An 18,213-nucleotide genomic window follows, 5' to 3' on the forward strand; every position below is an offset into this window, starting at 1 on the left:
CAGTGACTTCGAGATCTAAAAAGTCGCTGGGTCCCGGCTTTCGCCGGGATGACGATTCAAGATTTTTCGCTGCATTCGAACGAATGGGCGGCTTAAGCTAGTGCGACTGCCATAAAGTTCCAAACAGAACGAACCATCACACTAACAACCGCATCAACAGATACACCAGCGGCGCGCAAACCAACAGAAACGGCACCGACACCTCGTGAAACAGCCGCATCCCATGCGACTGTTTCGCCAACCTCAGCGCAATCAGGTTAGCCAGTGAACCGGTTGCTACGCCGAAGCCGCCTACGTTCACCGCCACGGCCAGCGCCATCGCGTCCTGCGCGCGATCCAGCAGCAATACCGTGGCCGGCACGTTGCTGATGAGCTGCGAGCCGACGATGCCGCTCAGGTAAAGCGCGAGCGGCCGGCCGAAATCGATCTGGTCGAGCGCATGCTGCACGATCGGCAGCGCGGCGAAATGGCCAAGGCCCAGAAAGATCGCCGCGAAGGTGATCATCAACAGCCAGTCGATGTGCCTGACGGTGCGCCGGGAAAGCAGCGCAAAAGGAATCGTCAGCAGCAAGGCACCCAAGGGCGCGCGGCCGTGTTCCATCATCAGCACCATCAACGCGAGGGCCGCCAAGGACAGCGCTGCCAGCGGCGCCGACACGGGGTGCCCGTCGAGGCGATCCTCATTCAGCTGCACACGGCCTTTCGGTATCCAGCACCAGGCAAGCGCGGCGACCAGCACGAACATCAGCGCCGCAGCGGGCAGCATGCTGCCGACGAATTGCGGAAACGAAATCCGCGCATGCTGCCAGATCAGCAGGTTTTGCGGATTGCCGATCGGACTGAGCGTGGAGCCGGCATTGACGGCCAGCGCTTCCAGCACCGCCATGCGCGCGATCGGCAAGTTGGACATGTTTCCGATCGCCACCGTCAGCGGCACGATCAGGAACAGACTCACGTCATTGGTCAGCACCGTCGACAGCACCGCCGTCATGCTCACCAACAGCACGGCGACGCCGCGCAGCGTATGCATGCGCGCCACCAGCATGCCAGCGATACGCTGCACCAGCCCGCTGTCGCGAATGCCTTGAATGGCGATCAGCAGGCCGAGCAGGCCGCACAACGTGGGCCATTGCAGCCACTGCCGATAACGCGTGAGCGGCTGCGGATCAATACAGGCCAATACGACGGCAAGTGCGGCGAACAGCAGCAACAGCCATTCATGCTTGAGGCGATGAAGCCATGGGTGAGTGCGGGAGGTATGCGTGTTCATCAACGATGCGACGTGTCAGTTCCTTCTCCCCCGAAGGGGAGGAAGAAAAACAAGCATCACCACTCCGTCAAACCCTCCAGCTCATACAGCTTTTTCCAACTCGGTCGCGCCCGCACCCGATCGGCCAGCCGTTTCAACGCAGGCCATTCGGTAGCCGGGCGCGGCATGTTGCGCGACCAGCGCATCAGCATGGTGAGCATCAGGTCCACGCCGGAAAATTCAGCGCCCAGCAGATACGGCCCGTGCGCGGAAAGCTGCGCTTCCAGGCGATCCCAGATGCCTTCGATCTTGCGCTGCACGGCGGCGCGGATCTCCGGCGGCGACTCCTGGTGACCCAGTTCGCCGGGATAGAACCACAAGCGATAGGTGGACATCAGCGCATTGCTGAGGAATACCGTCCATTGCAGCCATGCATCGCGTTCCGGCGTGCTGGGCGGTGGGATCAGCTTCGCTTCGGGATGGCGTTCGGCCAGGATGATCAGCAGCGCGCCCGATTCGTAGACCGCACGTCCATCGATCAACAGCGTTGGCACGTGGCCGCCGGGATTGAGCTTGCGGTAATCGGCGCTGTCCTGTTCCCGCTTGTCGCTGATGTCGACCAGCTTGAGCTGATACGGCGCGCCGATCTCCAGCAGCGCCAGATGCACCACCATGCTGGCGGTGCCGGGGGAGTAGTGGAGGGTGTACATGCGCGGGCAACCCTTGTCAGGATGGAATCAAGCATCGTACCGCGCTCGTATGGTGCTTCGTTATCCCATGTGGGCGTTGGTGCAACCATCACGGGGAAGTCGGTTGCTCTGCGTGGCCGGGGCCAGCGCGCAGCCGCCCACCAGCAGTGCGATAAGGAAGGTCCAGGGGCGCATGCAAGTCACTTCACTTGGCGATGTTGTCGGGCCCATCGCTGTGGGGGCACCGCCAAGAGTCGTAGGGAATGGGTGGATGGGTGTTTACGTAGGCTTCGATGTCCTTGGCCACGGGGCGGTATTTGCCATGGGACAAGCCCTGATACGGCCCCTTGGGTTCGATCGGCACGCGGGTGCATAGCACTTCCACCGGCTTGCTGCCAGGACTCATGACCCAGGCTTTGACCCATCCGCCCGGTGCCAGGCCAAAGCTTAGAAAACGTTGATACTCGTAGCGCCCGGACACCAATGTGGATGGGGCCTCGGCAAGCATCATGCGCCGCGCATGTTCGGGAATCTCGATGATGCCGCCGTAGGTCTGCCGTTCCACCAGCGATTGCCAGCGCAGGTAGATACGGCGTGGCAGGCCGGCGTTGTAGATATCACGGCCTGCGCCGGAACCAATGCTGCTTCCCCAACCTGGTCGGTTGCTGCGGAACGCAATGGCAACCGTGCCTTGCATCACGCCGAGAAAAACGCGCCCTTCGATGTCTTCGACGTTGGCGGTCTCCAGCCAGACTTCCATGCGGTCGGGGGCCTGGAATCCCAGATACCAGCTGTCGTAGGGAAGTCGGTTGCTCTGCGTGGCCGGGGCCAGCGCGCAGCCGCCCACCAGCAGTGCGATAAGGACAATCAGGGGACGCATGCGGGTCACTTGTTCTGGTTGCCGAGCACGCTGCGCTTTGCCGACGGATCGGGGCGATTGAAGTAGATCAGCTCGGGGCCGGTGCTGCGCTGGAAACTGGAAAGATTCCAGTTGGCGGACTGATGCAGGTAGCGGCGCGCCAAGAGATTTTCCTGGGCGTGGCTCAAGGCTTGCCCGGCCAGCAACTGGTCGGCGATCGGCTGTAACTCGGTGGGCAAGGAATAATTCGGATCGTCGTCGTCAATCGATCCGAAAGCGACGCCTGCGGCCACCGCATGGCGATGCATCACCCGCAACGGGATCAGTTGATAGCGCCAGTCGATGGGACGATCCAGCCGCAGCGTGGCATAGGCGACGGGTTGCCGGATGCGTTGCGCGCCGGCATGCCTGGCGGTCTGCCCTTCCATCCTGACCCAGCCATCCACGCGCAGATGGTCGTCATCGATGGCACCCAGGTGCAGTTTCCATAATTGTCGCAACGTGTCGGCTTGGCGCCACGCTTCGGTCTGTTCGGGCAGCGGCATGTAGTGGTTGCCATCGCGTTCGATGGGCGCTTCCAGGCTGCGTATCGGCTTGATCAGCATCAGCGGGCCTTCGTGGTCGTCGCGATAACCGCCGCCGAGATCGGAATGGGCGCCGGGCAAGGCGATCTCCTGATGCGGCGGGCTGACAGTGGTGAGCATGAAGTTCGCGCGATGCTCATCGCGCGCTACAAGCTGCACCACTTTGCGGGCGCAGCCTTCGGGCAGGGCCACCTTGATCGGATCGGTGCCTTGGCGGCGCACGTCGAAGCCGTCGGCCTGGCTGGCGTGGGCGACCACGGTGTCGAACAGTCCGACGAAGTTGACCCGGAAATCGTGCTGGGCGACGAAGGTTGGCACCCGCTTGACGCCGGTGGCTTGCACGACAGGCAGCAGGGGGCTGGCATGGTCGCGTTTGATTTCGTGCACGAAGTGCCGAGCGGCGGCCGCACTGCGACTGAAGCCGAATACGTCGAATTCCAGGGCTTCAACGGCAATGTCAGGGTGATTACGGGCGAATAGGGAAATTTGTGTAGGAATCAGCTTTGCGATGGCCTGTTCCACTTTGGCGAGTATGCCCGTATCGCCAATGCCCAAGGCCATGCCCAGGAGGTTGTCCGGCTGGCCGGTGACGGGTGCCGATGCCTTCGACGTAGATGCGAATGAAGTATTCCTTGTCATCTTCTCCAAATGGCTCGGGTGTGCTGTCCCGATACAGCTGATACAACCGCCACACATTGGTATAGCCATTGGCATAGCTGCTGGAAGGATCGCTCACATAGGGCTTGCAGTGGCCGAGGATGGCGTCCTGTTCCTGCTGGTCCTGGCCGAGCGCGCTGGCGGTGGAGGCTTGGCATTGCGAGAACGTCTCGGTATTGCCGGCGTTGTTGCGCGTGCCGTCGAAGAATATGCCGATGCGCAGAATGCAGCGGCGTTCGGCGGCGCTTTGCGTGCGGTGTTGTGGCATGGCCGGTGTGGTGGTGGTCGCGGGTGGTGGCACGGCCTCGCGCAGCACCATGGCGGCCGGGATGGCGACCGCAGAGGTTGCCGCCGCCGTGGCGGCGCGTGCGCCACCATGCGGGTGGCGATAATGCATGTTGCGGGCTTCGGCGATGACCCGGTTTTTCTTGCAGGGGCAAATGATAGAGTCTTGATCCAGGACGGCAGCGCGTCCCATGCAGACCATGTGCGTGCCGGTTGCCGCGATGGGCCAGGCCCCTGGACAGGTGCCGCAGGTGGCTTGGTCGCCAGCTACCGCGAGGCGGCTACCATCGTTGAACATCGTGGAAAGGGTGGCGATGACGACGCCGCCCGTGGTGGTGGGGTCACCGTGTTTGCTGATGGTCGACATGACGAGTGCTTCCCGTAGCGATGGCGCCAAAGACGCGCGTGAACGGTGAAGCAAACAACGTCAGCACTCGGGCGTCATCGGGATTGGGCGCGTTGCATGGTAGGAAAATGACCACGTTTCTGTAGTCGGCCCGATGGCACTCGCGCTGCGGCCGGTACCGGCCCAGCAAGCGGATGTCCATTGCGGGGGTTGCTTGGAACCGCCTGCACCTGACCGTGCCAGGTGTCCCGCGATAGGCGCAATCACTCCGCCCGCAACAAGCGCATCGGCGGGGTATGCGTCACCTTGCGCGTACCGGCCAGGCCAAGCAGCATCACCACCGTTGCAGCGGCCAACGCGGCCAGCGCCAATGGCACGGCGTGCGGCATGAAATCCTTGATGTGAAACACGCTGCGTCCCAGCCACCAGCCGCCGGCCATCGAACCGAACGCGGCGGTGATGCCGGCGATCAGGCCAAGCAGGGCGAATTCGCATGCGGCGGCGATGCGCAGCAGATTGCGGCGTGCGCCGAGGGTGCGCAGCAGGGCCGCTTCGTGGCGGCGTTCCTGTCCGCTGGTGGCGAGTGCGGCGGCCAGGACCAGCGCGCCGGCCAGCAGGCTGAAGCCCAGTACCCAGCGCACTGCGCCGGTCACGCGTTGCACGATTTCGCGCACGCGGTCCAGCAAGGCATCCACGTCCATCAGGCTGAGGTTCGGATAATCGCGCGAGAGTGCGGCGAGTGCTTCGGCGTTGCCGCGCGGCAGGTAGAAGCTGGCGAGCCAGGTGTGCGGCAATGCTTGGGCGTGCGCCGGGTCGAGCAGCAGGAAGAAGTTCACGCGGAATGAACTCCAGTCGACGTGGCGAAAGCTGGTGACGCGCGCATCGAGCTGGCCTTCGCCCACGTCGAAGCGCAGGGTGTCGCCAAGCTTGAGTGCATACATGTCGCGCCACATCGTATCCACCGACACTTCCGCCTGCGCAGGATGCGGCGCGAACCAGGTTCCGGCGATCACGGTGTTGGAGGGCGGCAATGCGTCGGACCATGAAAGCCGCAACTGGCGATCGCTCCATTGCTTCGCGCGTTCGTCCTGGAAATGCATGGTGTCGATGGGGTGGCCATTGATAGCGGTGAGCTTGCCCACCGCCAGCGGCATCATGTTGAGCTGGTTGGCGCCGATGCGCGCGAGCGCCTGGCTGAAGCCGTCGCGTTGATCGTCCTGCAGATTGAGCACGAACCAGTTGGGCGTATCGCTCGGCAATTCCTTGCGCCAACCGTCCAGCAGCGAGGGCGCCACCACGGCCATCAGCAACAGCGCGGTGAGGCCCATGCTCAGCGCGGTGGCCTGCACGATGCTCAGTCCGCGTCGCCGCGCCAGCGCGGCCATGCCCAGCCGCAACGCTGGATGTCCGCCGGGCGCGATGCGCCGCGCGATCCACAGCAGCGAAGCGGCCAGCAGCGCTGCCACCACGGCGACGCCGAGCAGGCTGGCGGCGAGGATGCCGGCGAGTTTGGCCGAACCGCTGAGATTCCAGATCAGCGCCAGCGCCACCAGTGCGGGAATCAGGTACAGCACGTCGAAGCGGCGGATGCGCCGCGCCAGACTGGCGCGGAATACCGCGACCGGCGGCACGTCGGCCAGCCGCACCAGCGGCGGCAGCGCAAAGCCGACCAGCACCGCGATGCCCATGCCGGCGGCGGCGAAGGCAGGCAGGATCGGCAGCACCGTCGGCACGCCGGCGAAGAGCTGGCTGGCGAACATCCATGCCGCTTGCGCGAGCACCAACGCAAGCAGCATGCCGGTCGCTGCGGCGGGCAATGCCAGACCGCCCAACGTGCCCAGCAACAAACCGAATACGCGTGCGCGCGACGTGCCCAATGCGCGTAATAGCGATACCTCGCCTGTTTTGCGTCGTGCATAACGCTGCGCAGCGAGCGCGATCGCTACACCAGAAAGCAGTGCGGAAAGCAAAGCGGTGAGGCGAAGGAACGAACCTGCGCGATCGAATGCGCTGCGCATCCGCTCCTGCGTTTGTTCCGGCGTGATCAACTCTCCGCCTTGCGGCAATGCCGTGCCTTGCGCCCACTGGCGCCAGCGTTGCACCGCTGCCGGTTCGCCGGCCAGCAACAAGCTGTGCCGTGCACGGCTGCCGACGCCTAGCAATCCCGCTTGCCGCGCGTCATCCAGATTCATCAACGCACGCGGCGCCATTGCCACCAGTTCGCCGCCATCGGGTTGCTGGATCAGCTCGCCGGCGATGCGCAGGTCACGGCCACCCAGTTGCACGGTATCGCCAACGTGCCGATGCAAGGCGACCAACGCGCGATGATCGAGCAACACCGTTCCACTCGCCGGGCCGTGGCGCAGTTGTTGTCGCCCGTTGGCATCGCCGACCAGCAAGGTGCCGCGTAGCGGATAGGCGGTATCCGTCGCCAGCACGTCCAGCAACTGGCTTTGCTGTTGCGCAAAGGCAACGCTGGGAAAGCTGGCCGTGCGGCTGATGGCCAAGCCACGCTCGCTCGCTGCAGCGGCAGATGTTTCAGGGATGTCCTGTGGCGCGGAGACACCCACATCGCCGCCGATCAACTCGGCTGCACTGGCGAGTACGCCGTGTTCCATGCGTGCGGTAAGCGTGGCAACGACACCGAGCGCGACGACCGCGAGCACCAGCGAAGCGGCAAGGGTGCGCAATTCCGGCAGGCGCCATTCGCGGCGCAGGCTGCGCAGGGCGAGAAGCAGGATTTTCATGCGAACCTCTTCTTGCGCTTGCCATACCCTTCAACCTGTCGTCCCGGCGCAAGCCGGGACCTAGTGACTTTTATCGCCATCAAGACACTGGGTCCCGGCCTGCGCCGGGACGACGGGGTGGAGATTTCGGTGGGATGAGGTGTCTCGCTGGCGAGGTGATTGTTCATACCAACGCCTCCAACTTCCCTTCCCGCAATTCCACGCTTCGCGCGCAACGTTCGGCCAACTGCAAATCATGCGTCACCAACACCAGTGTGGTGCCGTGATCCTTGTTCAGCGCAAACAGCAAATCGCACACATGTCGTCCAGTGCGGCGATCCAGATTGCCGGTGGGCTCATCGGCAAACAACACACGCGGGCCATGCACGAAGGCGCGCGCAATCGCCACGCGCTGCTGTTCGCCACCAGAAAGTTGTGCGGGATAGTGCTTGCGGCGGCCACGGAGTTCGACTGCTTCCAGTGCTTCCCGTGCGTGCTCGCGGGCGGCGGGATTGCCTTCCAGTTCCAACGGCAACATGACGTTCTGCTCTGCCGTCAGCGCAGGCAACAGGTGGAACGACTGGAACACGAAGCCGACCAGCCTGCGCCGCAAATCCGCGCGTGCTTCCTCGTCGAGCTGTTCCAGCGAGTGGCCATCCAGCCGGATGCTGCCGTGCGTGGGGGTGTCCAGCCCAGCCAGCAGGCCGAGCAAAGTGGTCTTGCCGGAGCCGGATGCGCCGACGATGGCAAAGCTTTCGCCAGCGTTCACCTGCATCACGATGTCGCTGAGAATATCCAGCCTTCCCTCGGGACCGTTGACGGACTTGCTAACATCCCGGACATCGAGAACCAGATGCGAACCACCACTCATGCGTCGTTTCCTTTATCTGTTTGTTCTGCTTTGCGGTGCCGGTGCTTTGCAGGCTACGCCATCCAAAGTCGCCACCACGAAAAGTGTGCTGGTGCTGGGCGACTCGCTGTCCGCCGCGCATAACATTCCGGTGGAATCGGGCTGGGTGCATCTGCTGGAAGTACGTTTGAACGACATGGAGCCGGGCTGGGCTGTCGTCAATGCCAGTATCAGCGGTGAAACTTCGTTGAGCGGACGCCATCGTCTGCCAGCCCTGCTAGCGCAGCATCATCCACGCATCGTGGTGATTGAGCTGGGGGCCAATGACGGCCTGCAAGGGCTACCGCTGGCTAACCTGCGTGACAACCTCGGCGCCATGATCGATGCGGCCCAGCACGCAGGCGCCCGAGTGCTGCTGCTGGGGATCGAGTTGCCGCTGAACTATGGGTCGCAATATCGGGATGGCCTGCGTGCCATCTATGCCGATCTGGCCCGCGAAAAGCACACGGTCCTGGTGCCTTTCCTGCTCGACGGGGTAGCGCTGAACCCGGCCCTGATGCAAGAAGATGGCCTGCACCCGGTAGCCGCCGGGGAGCCGATCGTGCTCAACACCGTGTGGGCTCAACTCAAGTCATTGCTGCACTGAGAATTTCTCTACGGTTTTCTAGTCGGAAATTCACATTTCGCTTACGCCCGGGGCCGTTAGCCTTCACAAATGTGAAGACGCGCGGTAGCCGACGAGGGGAACATGAGTTCACGTGACGAACATGCTGGATTTATCCTGTTGGTCGAAGACAATCGCCAGATCGCCGAGATGGTGGGGGAATTCCTGGAACGGCGCGGCTACTCCATCGATTTTGCCCAAGATGGGGTAAGCGGACTGCACCTGGCGGTGTCGAACAGCTACGACGTGGTGGTACTGGACCTGATGCTGCCGGGCATCGATGGGCTGGATGTATGCCGCAAGCTGCGCTCCGAGGCCAAGAAGTCCACGCCGGTGTTGATGCTGACCGCGCGGGATACCTTGGAAGACAAGCTGGTGGGTCTTGAATCCGGCGCCGACGATTACTTGGTGAAGCCATTCGCAGTGCTCGAACTAGAGGCCCGTTTGCGAGCGCTGATCCGCCGCGACCGTCGCCAGATATCCAGCGAGGTGCTGCACGTGGGCGACATGACCCTGGACACCGCCACGCTGCGTCTGACCCGCGGCGGCCAGGAGCTGACGGTTTCACCGATTGGTCTCAAGCTGTTAGCGATCCTCATGCGAGAATCGCCACGCGTGGTAAGCCGGCGCGACATTGAGCGCGAGATCTGGGGCGATACTTTGCCCGATTCCGATACTTTGCGTTCGCACCTGTACAACTTGCGACGGATTATCGACAAACCTTTCCAACGTCCACTGCTGCATACCATCCATTCGGCCGGATACCGCCTGGCCGATCTTGACTCAGAGACCGTCGCAACCAGCCATTTTGCCTGACCGCTCAATCCAAACTATCCATGACACAAAAGGGTGCGCCAACCCAACGTGTTGCGTCCGCACGCGGTGGACTCCATCGCCGGTTGCTGCTGATTTTCGGGCTGCAACTGGTGGCGATCGTGTTGGCTTGTCTGATGGGTTATTACAATGTCGCGCCGGTAGGGGCGGTGCTGGCGCTGATCGTGATCGTCAGCGCACTCGCCTGGCTGGCCGCGCAACGCGCCTGGCGTTCCGTCAGTGTGCTGGCGCAACTTGTGGGCAACTGGCAAGAAGGGCAGGGGGGACTGGAAACCCTGCCGCCAGATCATCTGCTGCATCGCGTTGACGCGGACGTTGCCATGCTGGCGCGCAGCTTCCATCACTTCGCCAACCGCATCGCAGGCTATAACGAGCGTGAACGTAATTTCACCCGCGATGCCAGCCACGAGCTACGCAGCCCGTTGACCGTGATCAAGATGTCCATCGATATGCTGGAGGATGAGGCGGGTCTGAGTGATTTCGGCAAGCGTTCCGTGGAGCGCATTCGCCGTGCGACACGCGAGATGGAAGCGCTGGTGGAGGCGATGCTGATTCTGGCGCGTGAAGCCGACAACGGTCAGAGTGAGCAGGATTTCGTGGTGAACGACGTACTGCGTGGCGAACTGGCCGATGCGCGCGAAATGTTGCATGGGCATCCGATCGAATTGCAGTTCGAAGAGTCCGCCAAGTTTGCTTTACACGGTTCGCCACGGGTGTTTGCGGTGTTGTGTTGGCAACTGATTCGTCATGCCAGCCAATACACGGGACAGGGTACGGTGTTGGTGACAGTGTTGCCGGGGGTGGTGAGTGTGTGTGCTACCGCTGGTGCGGACCTCGATCCGCGTCTGCCTGGGCAACAGGGGTTTGAATACGCCATCGCACGGCGGATCAGCGAGCGTTTTGCATGGCCACTGGATTTGCATGTGCAGGGCGGCAACAGCTATGTAGCGGAGATACGGTTTCCGCAGACGTTGCCTGTTTAGCAGGAATTGGGAATTGGGAATCGCAAGATCGAGACCCGGCAAGCTTGTGATTTGCCGCCCTTAAACTATTGACGATTCCCGATTCCCGATTCCTTCACAGCAACGACGGATGTACTTCGAACGCACACCCCGTCTTCGCCTTCACTTCATCCACTGTCACGCCCTCCTGCAATTCGATCAAGGTCAGGCCCTTGCCCTTCGCCACTTCGAACACGCACAGGTCGGTGATGATCAAATCCACCACCTGTTTGCCGGTCAACGGCAGGTCGCACTGGTTCTTGATCTTGGGCGAACCATCTTTCGCGGTGTGCTCCATCAGCACCACCACGCGCTGCACGCCGCTGACCAGGTCCATCGCGCCACCAGGGCCTTTCACCATCTTGCCTGGCACCATCCAATTGGCCAGGTCGCCGGTGCAGGACACTTCCAGGCCACCGAGAATGGACAGGTTGATGTGTCCACCGCGGATCATCGCGAATGATTCGGCGCTGGAGAAATAGCTCGAACCGGGCAGGGCGGTAATCGTCTGCTTGCCGGCGTTGATCAGGTCGGGATCGACGTGCACATCATCCGGGAACGGGCCGATGCCAAGCAGGCCGTTCTCCGATTGCAGGGTGACATCCATGCCTTGTGGAATGAAGTTGGCCACCAGCGTGGGAATGCCGATACCCAGGTTTACATAGAAACCATCGCGCAGTTCCTTCGCGGCGCGGTGCGCCATGGCCATGCGGACTGGACTTTCCTTGCCGGCGTTGGCGCCGGCCACGGTGCGGAACTCGATGCGCTTCTCGTACTTCTCGCCTTTGATGATGCGGTCGACGTAGATGCCTGGCACGTGGATCTGTTCTGCGTCCAATTCGCCCACTTCCACCAGTTCTTCCACTTCCGCCACGCAAACCTTGCCGCAGGTGGCGATCATCGGATTGAAGTTGCGCGCCGTCTTGCGAAAAACGAGGTTACCGAGTTTGTCGCCTTTCCACGCTTTGACGATGGAAACGTCGGCGTGGATGGCTGCTTCCAGCACGTACTCCTTGCCGTCGAAATTTTTTGTTTCCTTGCCTTCAGCCAGCTGGGTGCCGTAGGCAGTACGCGTGTAGAAACCGGGGATGCCCGCGCCGCCGGCACGCAGCTTCTCTGCCAGCGTGCCTTGCGGCACCAGATGCAGTTCCAGCTCGCCGGCCAATACCTGACGCTCGAATTCCTTGTTCTCGCCCACGTAGGAGGCATATACGCGCTTGACCTGGCGTGTCTTCAGCAACGGTCCCATGCCGAAATCGTCCACGCCGGCATTGTTGCCAACGATGGTCAATCTTTTGGGGCCGGCGGCTAGCACTGCGCCGATCAGGTTTTCTGGAATGCCGCACAGGCCGAAGCCGCCTGCCGCGATGGTCATGTCGTCAAACAGCAGGCCGTCCAGAGCCGTTGCCGCGGTTGCATAAACCTTGTCCATGTGGGTGCCTTCTAGCGGGGGAGATATAGCTTCCAAGGATACGACGGAATGGTCTCCATGCACGCTAACGCATGGCGTTGCCTTAATGGCAAGGGCAACATGATGATCACAGCGATTGCTCGGGCCGCTCCCGCACCGGATGCTTGCTCAACTTGCGCTGCAGTGTGCGGCGATGCATGCCGAGCCGGCGCGCGGTTTCGGAGATATTGCCTTCGCATTCAGTGAGTACGCGCTGGATGTGTTCCCATTCCAGACGGCGCAATGCAAGTGGCGCTTCGGGTGCATCGATGACTTCGTCGTCGACATGTTGTGCGCTGTCGCCGTCAAGCAGGGCACGAACCACCACGTCGGCGTCGACGGGTTTGGACAGGTAATCATGCGCGCCACGCTTGATGGCTTCGACGGCCGTGGCGATCGAGGCGTAGCCGGTGAGCAGCAGGATGCGCATGTCCGGTACCAGCTCGTGTAGTTCCGGAATCAGGCGCAGGCCGTTTTCCTCGCTCAGCTTGAGGTCTAGCACACAATGGCGTGGCTGGTGGCGGCGTGAGAGGGTACGGGCTTCATCGGCGCGGCTGGTGGAGATGACGTCGAAACCGCGGGAGGTGAGGGCACGGCTGAGTACGCGTACAAAGGTGGCGTCGTCATCCACGATCAACAGTGAACGTGTGCTGCTTGCCTGGTTCGGGTGGATCATTTGCTGCTACCGGTCGTATTCGCCCGCCTATTTTGCCGCATTTGATGGCCGCATGCAGGCATGCGAGCCTGCGGTCAGGCAATCATCGACAATGGCAACCGCAGTCGCATCTCCGCACCATGTTCGGTATTGACGGCGATCAATTCACCATTCAATCGTTCGGCCGTGGCTTCGGCCAGCGCCAAGCCGATACCCAGGCCACTTTGCTTGCCGCTTTCACCAATCGAAGCCGTTGCGCCACTCGGCGTAAAGCCTGGACCGTGATCGCGCACGATCCATTCCAGCCAGTCACCATCGCGGCGGACTTCCAGTTCAACGCTGTTGGAATCACGCATCACCGAGGCGTCGGCAGCGTTGTTGAGCAGATTGATCAAGGCGTGCCGCAGGCCAGGTGGGGTGCGCAACACCAGCGGTTCGAGCGCTGATGATACGAGTAGTTCAAGTTCGGCTTCCGGGCGCAGCAGCTTGAAACGTTCGATGAAGTGGTGAATGAATGCCTGGAGTTTCAGTCGCTCTGGCTCCTGTGATAACTGAGTTTTGCCGAATGCCACCATCTCGCGCAGGATGGTGCGACAGCGTTCGACCTGGCCTTCCAGCAGTTCAAGATCTTCAGCCAACGCAGCATCGCCGGCATGTTCGCGCCGTAGTTCCGGTAGCAGGGTACGCATGGTCGACAATGGTGTGTTGAGTTCGTGCGCGGCACCGGCGGCTTGCGTGGCCATGGCCAGGATGCCTTCGTCGCGCAAGGCGCGCTCGCGCACACGCTGCACTTCCAGTTGCTGCATGCGCACGGCAGTCGCCAGACGGTTGATGAAGAAGCCAAGCAGCACGGCCGTGATGGCGAAGTTCACGCCCATGCCGGCCACATGCAGCGAGAAACCGTGGTCGGCACCCGTCAGCGCATTCATCGGCAAGGGCACGTACCAGCGCAACACGACGAAGTAGGCGGCGCCAGCGATGACTGCGACGGAAAGTATGGCACGCACTGAGAGTGCCGCGGCACTCAGCGCGATGGGCACCAGTAACAGGGTAACGAAGGGGTTGCTGGCGCCGCCGGTGAAGTAGAGCAGATAGCCCAGTATCAGCGTATCTGTGACAACATGACACACCGTTTCCCATTCCCGCACTGGCCAGGGCTGGCTGATACGCCAGGCGGCGAACACTGCAAAGACGGCGAGCAGGTCGATGCCGAGGAGCAGCGAGAGGGTGGGAATGTCGATCCGCATCCACCAGGAGCAGATCATCACGGCGATACTCTGGCCGGTAATGGCGCACAGGCGCAGCCAGACAAGGGTGCGCGTCAGTGCAAAAGGCCCGATGGGTTGTTTGAGCTGGTGAGGGGGCATAAGCGCGTGAACAGGTTTGTCTTCATCCCGCTATCGACGGGGAGGTGTGGAGGGTGTTGCACCCACCCACTTCAGCGCAAGCGTGAATAATCCTGCACCAACCCTCCCCCGCGAGCAGGGGAGGGGGGCTTGAAGCATTAGGGCGTGTCGAATTCTTCGCTGCGCACGGCGGGCAACGGGTTGTGATTCGTCGCCGCGCCGGAATGACTGGCGGAAAGGCGATTCATCAGCGGTAGCATGATGACGGCCAGCGCAGTGCAGCCGATGCCCACGAAGCCAAGGATGTTGAACAGGTGCGTATAGATCGTGAGCGACTGCAGCGGATCGGTAAGATCTTCGGGGATGTGGGCAATGTTCGCCACAACGCTGCCCAGGTACTGCGAAATACCCACTGCAACGAAGTACGCGCCCATCATGAAACCGCCCATGCGCGCGGGCACGTAGCGGGCGATCATGGCCAGGCCAAGGCCGCTCACCAGTAGTTCGCCGAGTGAGTACAGGCCGTAACCCCAGATCATCACCCACGACGACACCTGGCCGTTCACCGCCCAGACCGCGCCGAAGCCATACATGAAAAAGCCCAGCGCCACGGCCGCGAAACCCCAGGTAAACTTCGCCGCAACCGAAGGATCCTTGCCGACGCGGCCGAGCGAGTTATAGATGAAAACCAACACCGGGCTGAGGATCACGATCCAGATGGCGTTCAAGTTCTGGTACTGCTCGGGAATCCAGTTGAACAGATGCACGCCGAACACGTCGAAAGACAGGTCGACGTTGCGCTGCGCAAACAGATTCAGTGACGTGGCCATCTGCGCATAGAAAATGAAGAAGAAGATCGTCTGCACGGTCAGTACCAGTGCAGCGATTAATCCGGCACGTTCACTGGGCTGGCTGCTGCGGATAAGGTGCACGAAGATGCCGAGAATCACGATGCCGGCTGCGTAAACGCAGAGTTTGGCAATGCCCTGGTCTTGTAGGATGAATGCGGATGCGAACACCATGGCGACGCCGCCGGCCAGCACGGTGAGCAGGTGTTTGAGATTGACCGGACGGTTGTCCGCGGGAGAGCCGATATGCTTCAGTGTGCGGCTCATCATAGAGTAATTGATCAGGCCCAGGATCAGGCCGATCGAGCAGACGCCAAAAGCGGTGTGCCAACCCATTGAGTCGCCGTAATCCGCTGCCACCACGTCGCGGATAAGCGGCGTGGCGGTCATCGAGATCATCGAGCCGATGTTCACCGCCATGTAGTAAATGGTGAAGGCGCTGTCGATGCGGGTTTCATCGCCCTCGTAGATCTTGCGCACCAGATTGCCGGCATTCGGTTTGAAGAAACCGTTGCCCACTACAATCACGCCGAGGGCGGCGTAGGTCATGTAGGCATCATTGGAAGGTATCCATAGCATGGCGTAGCCCAACGCCAGGATGGTTGCGCCCATCAGCATGGTGCGGCGGGTACCAAGCAGTTTGTCGCCGACCCAGCCGCCGATGGCGGGCGTGGCGTAAATCAGCGCCGCGGCGGCGCCCCAGACCAAATTGGCCTGGGTATCGACGAAGCCCAGCTTCTTCATCATGTAGGTGACCATCAACACCTGCATGCCGTAGAAGCCGAAGCGCTCCCACATTTCGATCAGGAAGACCGTGCTGAACGAGCGGGTTTGTGAAAAGGGGCGAGTCTGAGTTGCCATGTGGTATTCCATAAACGTGTACTACCAAGGTCGTAGTGACCTGTTTTTGCGCCCTTTGGGACGGACGCAACCGGCGAAGGGTAACCCATTCGTCATCAACTTGAAGTTGCAGTGCGGCATGCAAAATCCTGCGGGCGCCGGGGAAGGGCGTGCGGCTTGTGGCATCATGTCGCGCTTGTGACCGCCCTCGGGAGCTTCGCCCGCTATGCCGAAAAACGCTGTAACTCCCTTGGCGACTTGCCATTCCTACCATGCCTGGTAGTGGATTTCGGGGCGAGCCGCGCCAGCTCTGGCGCGCCTTCCTCTGGTCGATGAGCGGGCTGCGCGCCGGCTGGCGCCACGAGGCTTCGTTCCGGCTTGAGGCCATGCTCACTGTCATTCTGGTGCCGGTCGGTTTGTGGGCGGGGCACGGGGCGCTGGAAAAGATCGCGCTGATCTCGCCGGTGATTCTGATGTTGTCGGTGGAATTGCTCAATTCCGCCATCGAGGCCGTCGTGGACAAAGTCAGCCCGGAATTTCATGAGCTGGCCGGTCGCGCCAAGGACATGGGCTCGGCGGCGGTATTCATGCTGCTGGTGCTGGTGGCGCTGAGCTGGGGGCTGATCCTGGGCCCGCGTTGGTTCTAACTGCCGTGGCCGGTAGCAAGCGAAGCGAACCCCAGCCCGACCTACCCCAAGTTAGGCGTATGGGGTCCGCTCCGCTTGGTCGTTAGCTTATGGGCTTCGTTGCATTTTAGGTCGTAGGAAAAGGATTGTTTGTTGTCCGTAAGAGATTGCATCTGTGTAATCCTGATGCTGCAATGACCCCGTACTGGAAAGGAGTACTCCAATGAAAATTGTCCATTTGGCGCTGTTGATGCTGTTGGTCGTTGCATTGTCAGGCTGCGGCTATAACTCGATTCAGAAGCAGGATGAGGCGGTCAAGGCGCAATGGTCTGAAGTGCTCAACCAGTACCAGCGCCGCGCCGACCTCGTACCCAACCTGGTGAATACCGTGAAAGGGTATGCCACGCATGAAGAGAAGGTCTTCACCGAAGTGACCGATGCCCGCTCGCGCGTAGGTAGCATCCAGATCAATGCCGACGATGCGGAGTCGCTGGCGAAATTCCAAGCTGCGCAGGGGCAGTTGACCGGAGCACTGTCCCGTCTCATGGCGGTCAGCGAAAACTATCCGAACCTGAAGGCCGATGGCCTGTTCCAGAACCTGCAGGCGCAGCTCGAAGGCACGGAGAACCGCATCACCGTAGCACGCAACCGCTATATCCAGGCGGTGCAGCAGTACAACACGATGATCCGCACCTTCCCGAACAACCTCACTGCGAAGATGTTTGGCTATCAGCCCAAGCCGAACTTCACGGTCGAGAACGAAAAAGCGACCTCCACCGCGCCGACCGTCGATTTCGGCAATTCCGCACCAGCCAATCCGGCGCCTGCTGCCTCGGCACACTGATATGATGCGGCGCTGGGTGTGCCTGTGGATGCTGTTGGCGATAGCCTTGCTATCGCCGTGGCCGCTGCACGCCGATGATTTGCCGCCAGTGCCGACGCTTGCGCGGCACGTCACCGATCTCACCGGCACACTGACTTCGCAGCAGGTCGATCAGCTCGACGCGCAGCTCACCGCACTGGAAAAGCAGAAGGGCGCGCAGCTGGTAGTGCTGATGGTGGGAACCACTCAGCCTGATGACTTCGACGATTACTCCCTGCGCGTCGCCGAGCAGAACAAGCTTGGTCGCAACGGTGTCGACGATGGCGTGTTGCTGCTGATCGCCAAGAATGATCGGCAGGTGCGCATCGAAGTGGGTTACGGATTGGAAGGCGCGATACCCGACGCAGCCTGCGCACGCATCATCCGCGAATACATCGCGCCGAAGTTTCGCATCAGCGATTACGCGGGAGGCATCAACGATGCTGTGGGTGCGCTGACACAGCTCATCAACGGGGAGCCCTTGCCACCGCCGGTGCGTGGCAATGAAGTCGAGCACCGTGGCGTCGATCTGCAAGGCCTGTTCTTCCTCGCCATCTTTGCTGTGCTGTTCATGCGTGGCGTTTTCGCGCGTGCACCAGCACTGGTGCGCGTGCCGATGGGCGGTTTTGTGGTGGGCGGCCTGCTGTGGATGCTGGCCTCAGCAGGTGTCGGAATTTTCGGTGGCGTCGTCGGTGGCTTGCTGATGTTGTTGCCGGCGGGAGCCGGACGTTCCATCGGCGGCGGTGGCTGGGGTGGATTCGGTGGCGGCGGCTTCGGCGGCGGGGGATTCAGTGGCGGTGGCGGCAGCTTTGGCGGCGGCGGTGCATCAGGGAGCTGGTGAC

The 18,213-nt window shown here is 61.6% G+C and carries 17 protein-coding genes; 6 read left to right on the forward strand and 11 right to left on the reverse strand.

Features of this window, described 5'->3' with window-relative positions:
- Window positions 1-136 precede the first annotated feature (136 nt).
- From EO087_RS14855 to EO087_RS14885, 7 genes are all read right to left on the reverse strand, one after another.
- Complete coding sequence (locus EO087_RS14855) at window positions 137-1,270, reverse strand: SLC13 family permease (RefSeq protein WP_128899541.1); 1,134 nt, start codon at window positions 1,268-1,270, stop codon at window positions 137-139.
- Window positions 1,271-1,326: 56 nt separating this feature from the next.
- Window positions 1,327-1,959 (reverse strand): glutathione S-transferase family protein, encoded by a 633-nt coding sequence (locus EO087_RS14860; protein WP_128899542.1) that lies wholly within the window; start codon window positions 1,957-1,959, stop codon window positions 1,327-1,329.
- Window positions 1,960-2,143: 184 nt separating this feature from the next.
- Entirely contained in the window at window positions 2,144-2,818 is a 675-nt protein-coding gene (locus EO087_RS14865; protein ID WP_128899543.1) for a DUF2931 family protein, read from the reverse strand.
- Window positions 2,819-2,823: 5 nt separating this feature from the next.
- The gene (locus EO087_RS14870; protein ID WP_164931865.1) at window positions 2,824-3,942 is read right to left on the reverse strand and encodes a DUF2235 domain-containing protein; all 1,119 of its coding nucleotides are present in this window, start codon (window positions 3,940-3,942) and stop codon (window positions 2,824-2,826) included.
- Window positions 3,848-4,690 carry a PAAR domain-containing protein gene (locus EO087_RS14875; RefSeq protein WP_128899545.1) on the reverse strand — a complete coding sequence of 281 codons (843 nt, stop codon included), beginning with the start codon at window positions 4,688-4,690 and terminating at the stop codon, window positions 3,848-3,850. Before EO087_RS14875 ends, EO087_RS14870 begins: the two co-directional genes overlap by 95 nt.
- A gap of 242 nt (window positions 4,691-4,932) precedes the next feature.
- Window positions 4,933-7,416, reverse strand: a complete 2,484-nt coding sequence (locus EO087_RS14880; RefSeq protein ID WP_128899546.1) for an FtsX-like permease family protein — start codon at window positions 7,414-7,416, stop codon at window positions 4,933-4,935.
- Between the two features lie 163 nt (window positions 7,417-7,579).
- The gene (locus tag EO087_RS14885; protein ID WP_128899547.1) at window positions 7,580-8,266 is read right to left on the reverse strand and encodes an ATP-binding cassette domain-containing protein; all 687 of its coding nucleotides are present in this window, start codon (window positions 8,264-8,266) and stop codon (window positions 7,580-7,582) included.
- Between EO087_RS14885 and EO087_RS14890 the strand changes: the two genes are divergently transcribed.
- From EO087_RS14890 to EO087_RS14900, 3 genes are all read left to right on the forward strand, one after another.
- Window positions 8,265-8,891: an arylesterase gene (locus tag EO087_RS14890; RefSeq protein WP_128899548.1), complete on the forward strand. Its 627-nt coding sequence runs from the start codon at window positions 8,265-8,267 to the stop codon at window positions 8,889-8,891. The genes EO087_RS14885 and EO087_RS14890 overlap by 2 nt on opposite strands.
- Window positions 8,892-8,993: 102 nt before the next feature.
- Window positions 8,994-9,725 carry a response regulator transcription factor gene (locus EO087_RS14895; RefSeq protein WP_128899549.1) on the forward strand — a complete coding sequence of 244 codons (732 nt, stop codon included), beginning with the start codon at window positions 8,994-8,996 and terminating at the stop codon, window positions 9,723-9,725.
- Window positions 9,726-9,745: 20 nt separating this feature from the next.
- Entirely contained in the window at window positions 9,746-10,726 is a 981-nt protein-coding gene (locus tag EO087_RS14900) for a HAMP domain-containing sensor histidine kinase (protein WP_128899550.1), read from the forward strand.
- Window positions 10,727-10,820: 94 nt separating this feature from the next.
- Here the strand turns inward: EO087_RS14900 and EO087_RS16920 are convergent, their stop codons facing one another.
- The 4 genes from EO087_RS16920 to EO087_RS14920 all read right to left on the reverse strand — a co-directional run bounded on the left by EO087_RS16920 (window position 10,821) and on the right by EO087_RS14920 (window position 15,904).
- On the reverse strand, window positions 10,821-12,176 hold the full coding sequence (locus tag EO087_RS16920) for a 3-oxoacid CoA-transferase (RefSeq protein ID WP_128899551.1): 1,356 nt from the start codon (window positions 12,174-12,176) through the stop codon (window positions 10,821-10,823).
- 106 nt (window positions 12,177-12,282) lie between these two features.
- Window positions 12,283-12,870 (reverse strand): response regulator transcription factor, encoded by a 588-nt coding sequence (locus tag EO087_RS14910; protein WP_128899552.1) that lies wholly within the window; start codon window positions 12,868-12,870, stop codon window positions 12,283-12,285.
- 74 nt (window positions 12,871-12,944) lie between these two features.
- On the reverse strand, window positions 12,945-14,216 hold the full coding sequence (locus EO087_RS14915; RefSeq protein WP_128899553.1) for an ATP-binding protein: 1,272 nt from the start codon (window positions 14,214-14,216) through the stop codon (window positions 12,945-12,947).
- 137 nt (window positions 14,217-14,353) lie between these two features.
- A complete protein-coding gene (locus EO087_RS14920; RefSeq protein WP_128899554.1) occupies window positions 14,354-15,904 on the reverse strand; it encodes an oligopeptide:H+ symporter in 1,551 nt (516 codons plus the stop codon).
- Between the two features lie 251 nt (window positions 15,905-16,155).
- On the opposite strand from EO087_RS14920, the gene EO087_RS14925 reads away from it, so the two are divergent.
- The 3 genes from EO087_RS14925 to EO087_RS14935 all read left to right on the forward strand — a co-directional run bounded on the left by EO087_RS14925 (window position 16,156) and on the right by EO087_RS14935 (window position 18,212).
- Complete coding sequence (locus EO087_RS14925) at window positions 16,156-16,530, forward strand: diacylglycerol kinase (protein WP_128899555.1); 375 nt, start codon at window positions 16,156-16,158, stop codon at window positions 16,528-16,530.
- Between the two features lie 202 nt (window positions 16,531-16,732).
- Window positions 16,733-17,353: a LemA family protein gene (locus EO087_RS14930; protein WP_128899556.1), complete on the forward strand. Its 621-nt coding sequence runs from the start codon at window positions 16,733-16,735 to the stop codon at window positions 17,351-17,353.
- A 4-nt stretch (window positions 17,354-17,357) separates the two neighbouring features.
- Complete coding sequence (locus tag EO087_RS14935) at window positions 17,358-18,212, forward strand: YgcG family protein (RefSeq protein ID WP_205744495.1); 855 nt, start codon at window positions 17,358-17,360, stop codon at window positions 18,210-18,212.
- Window position 18,213: the final 1 nt, after the last annotated feature.

Origin of the sequence: Dyella sp. M7H15-1 (genome assembly GCF_004114615.1) — a bacterium.
Classification (GTDB): domain Bacteria; phylum Pseudomonadota; class Gammaproteobacteria; order Xanthomonadales; family Rhodanobacteraceae; genus Dyella_B.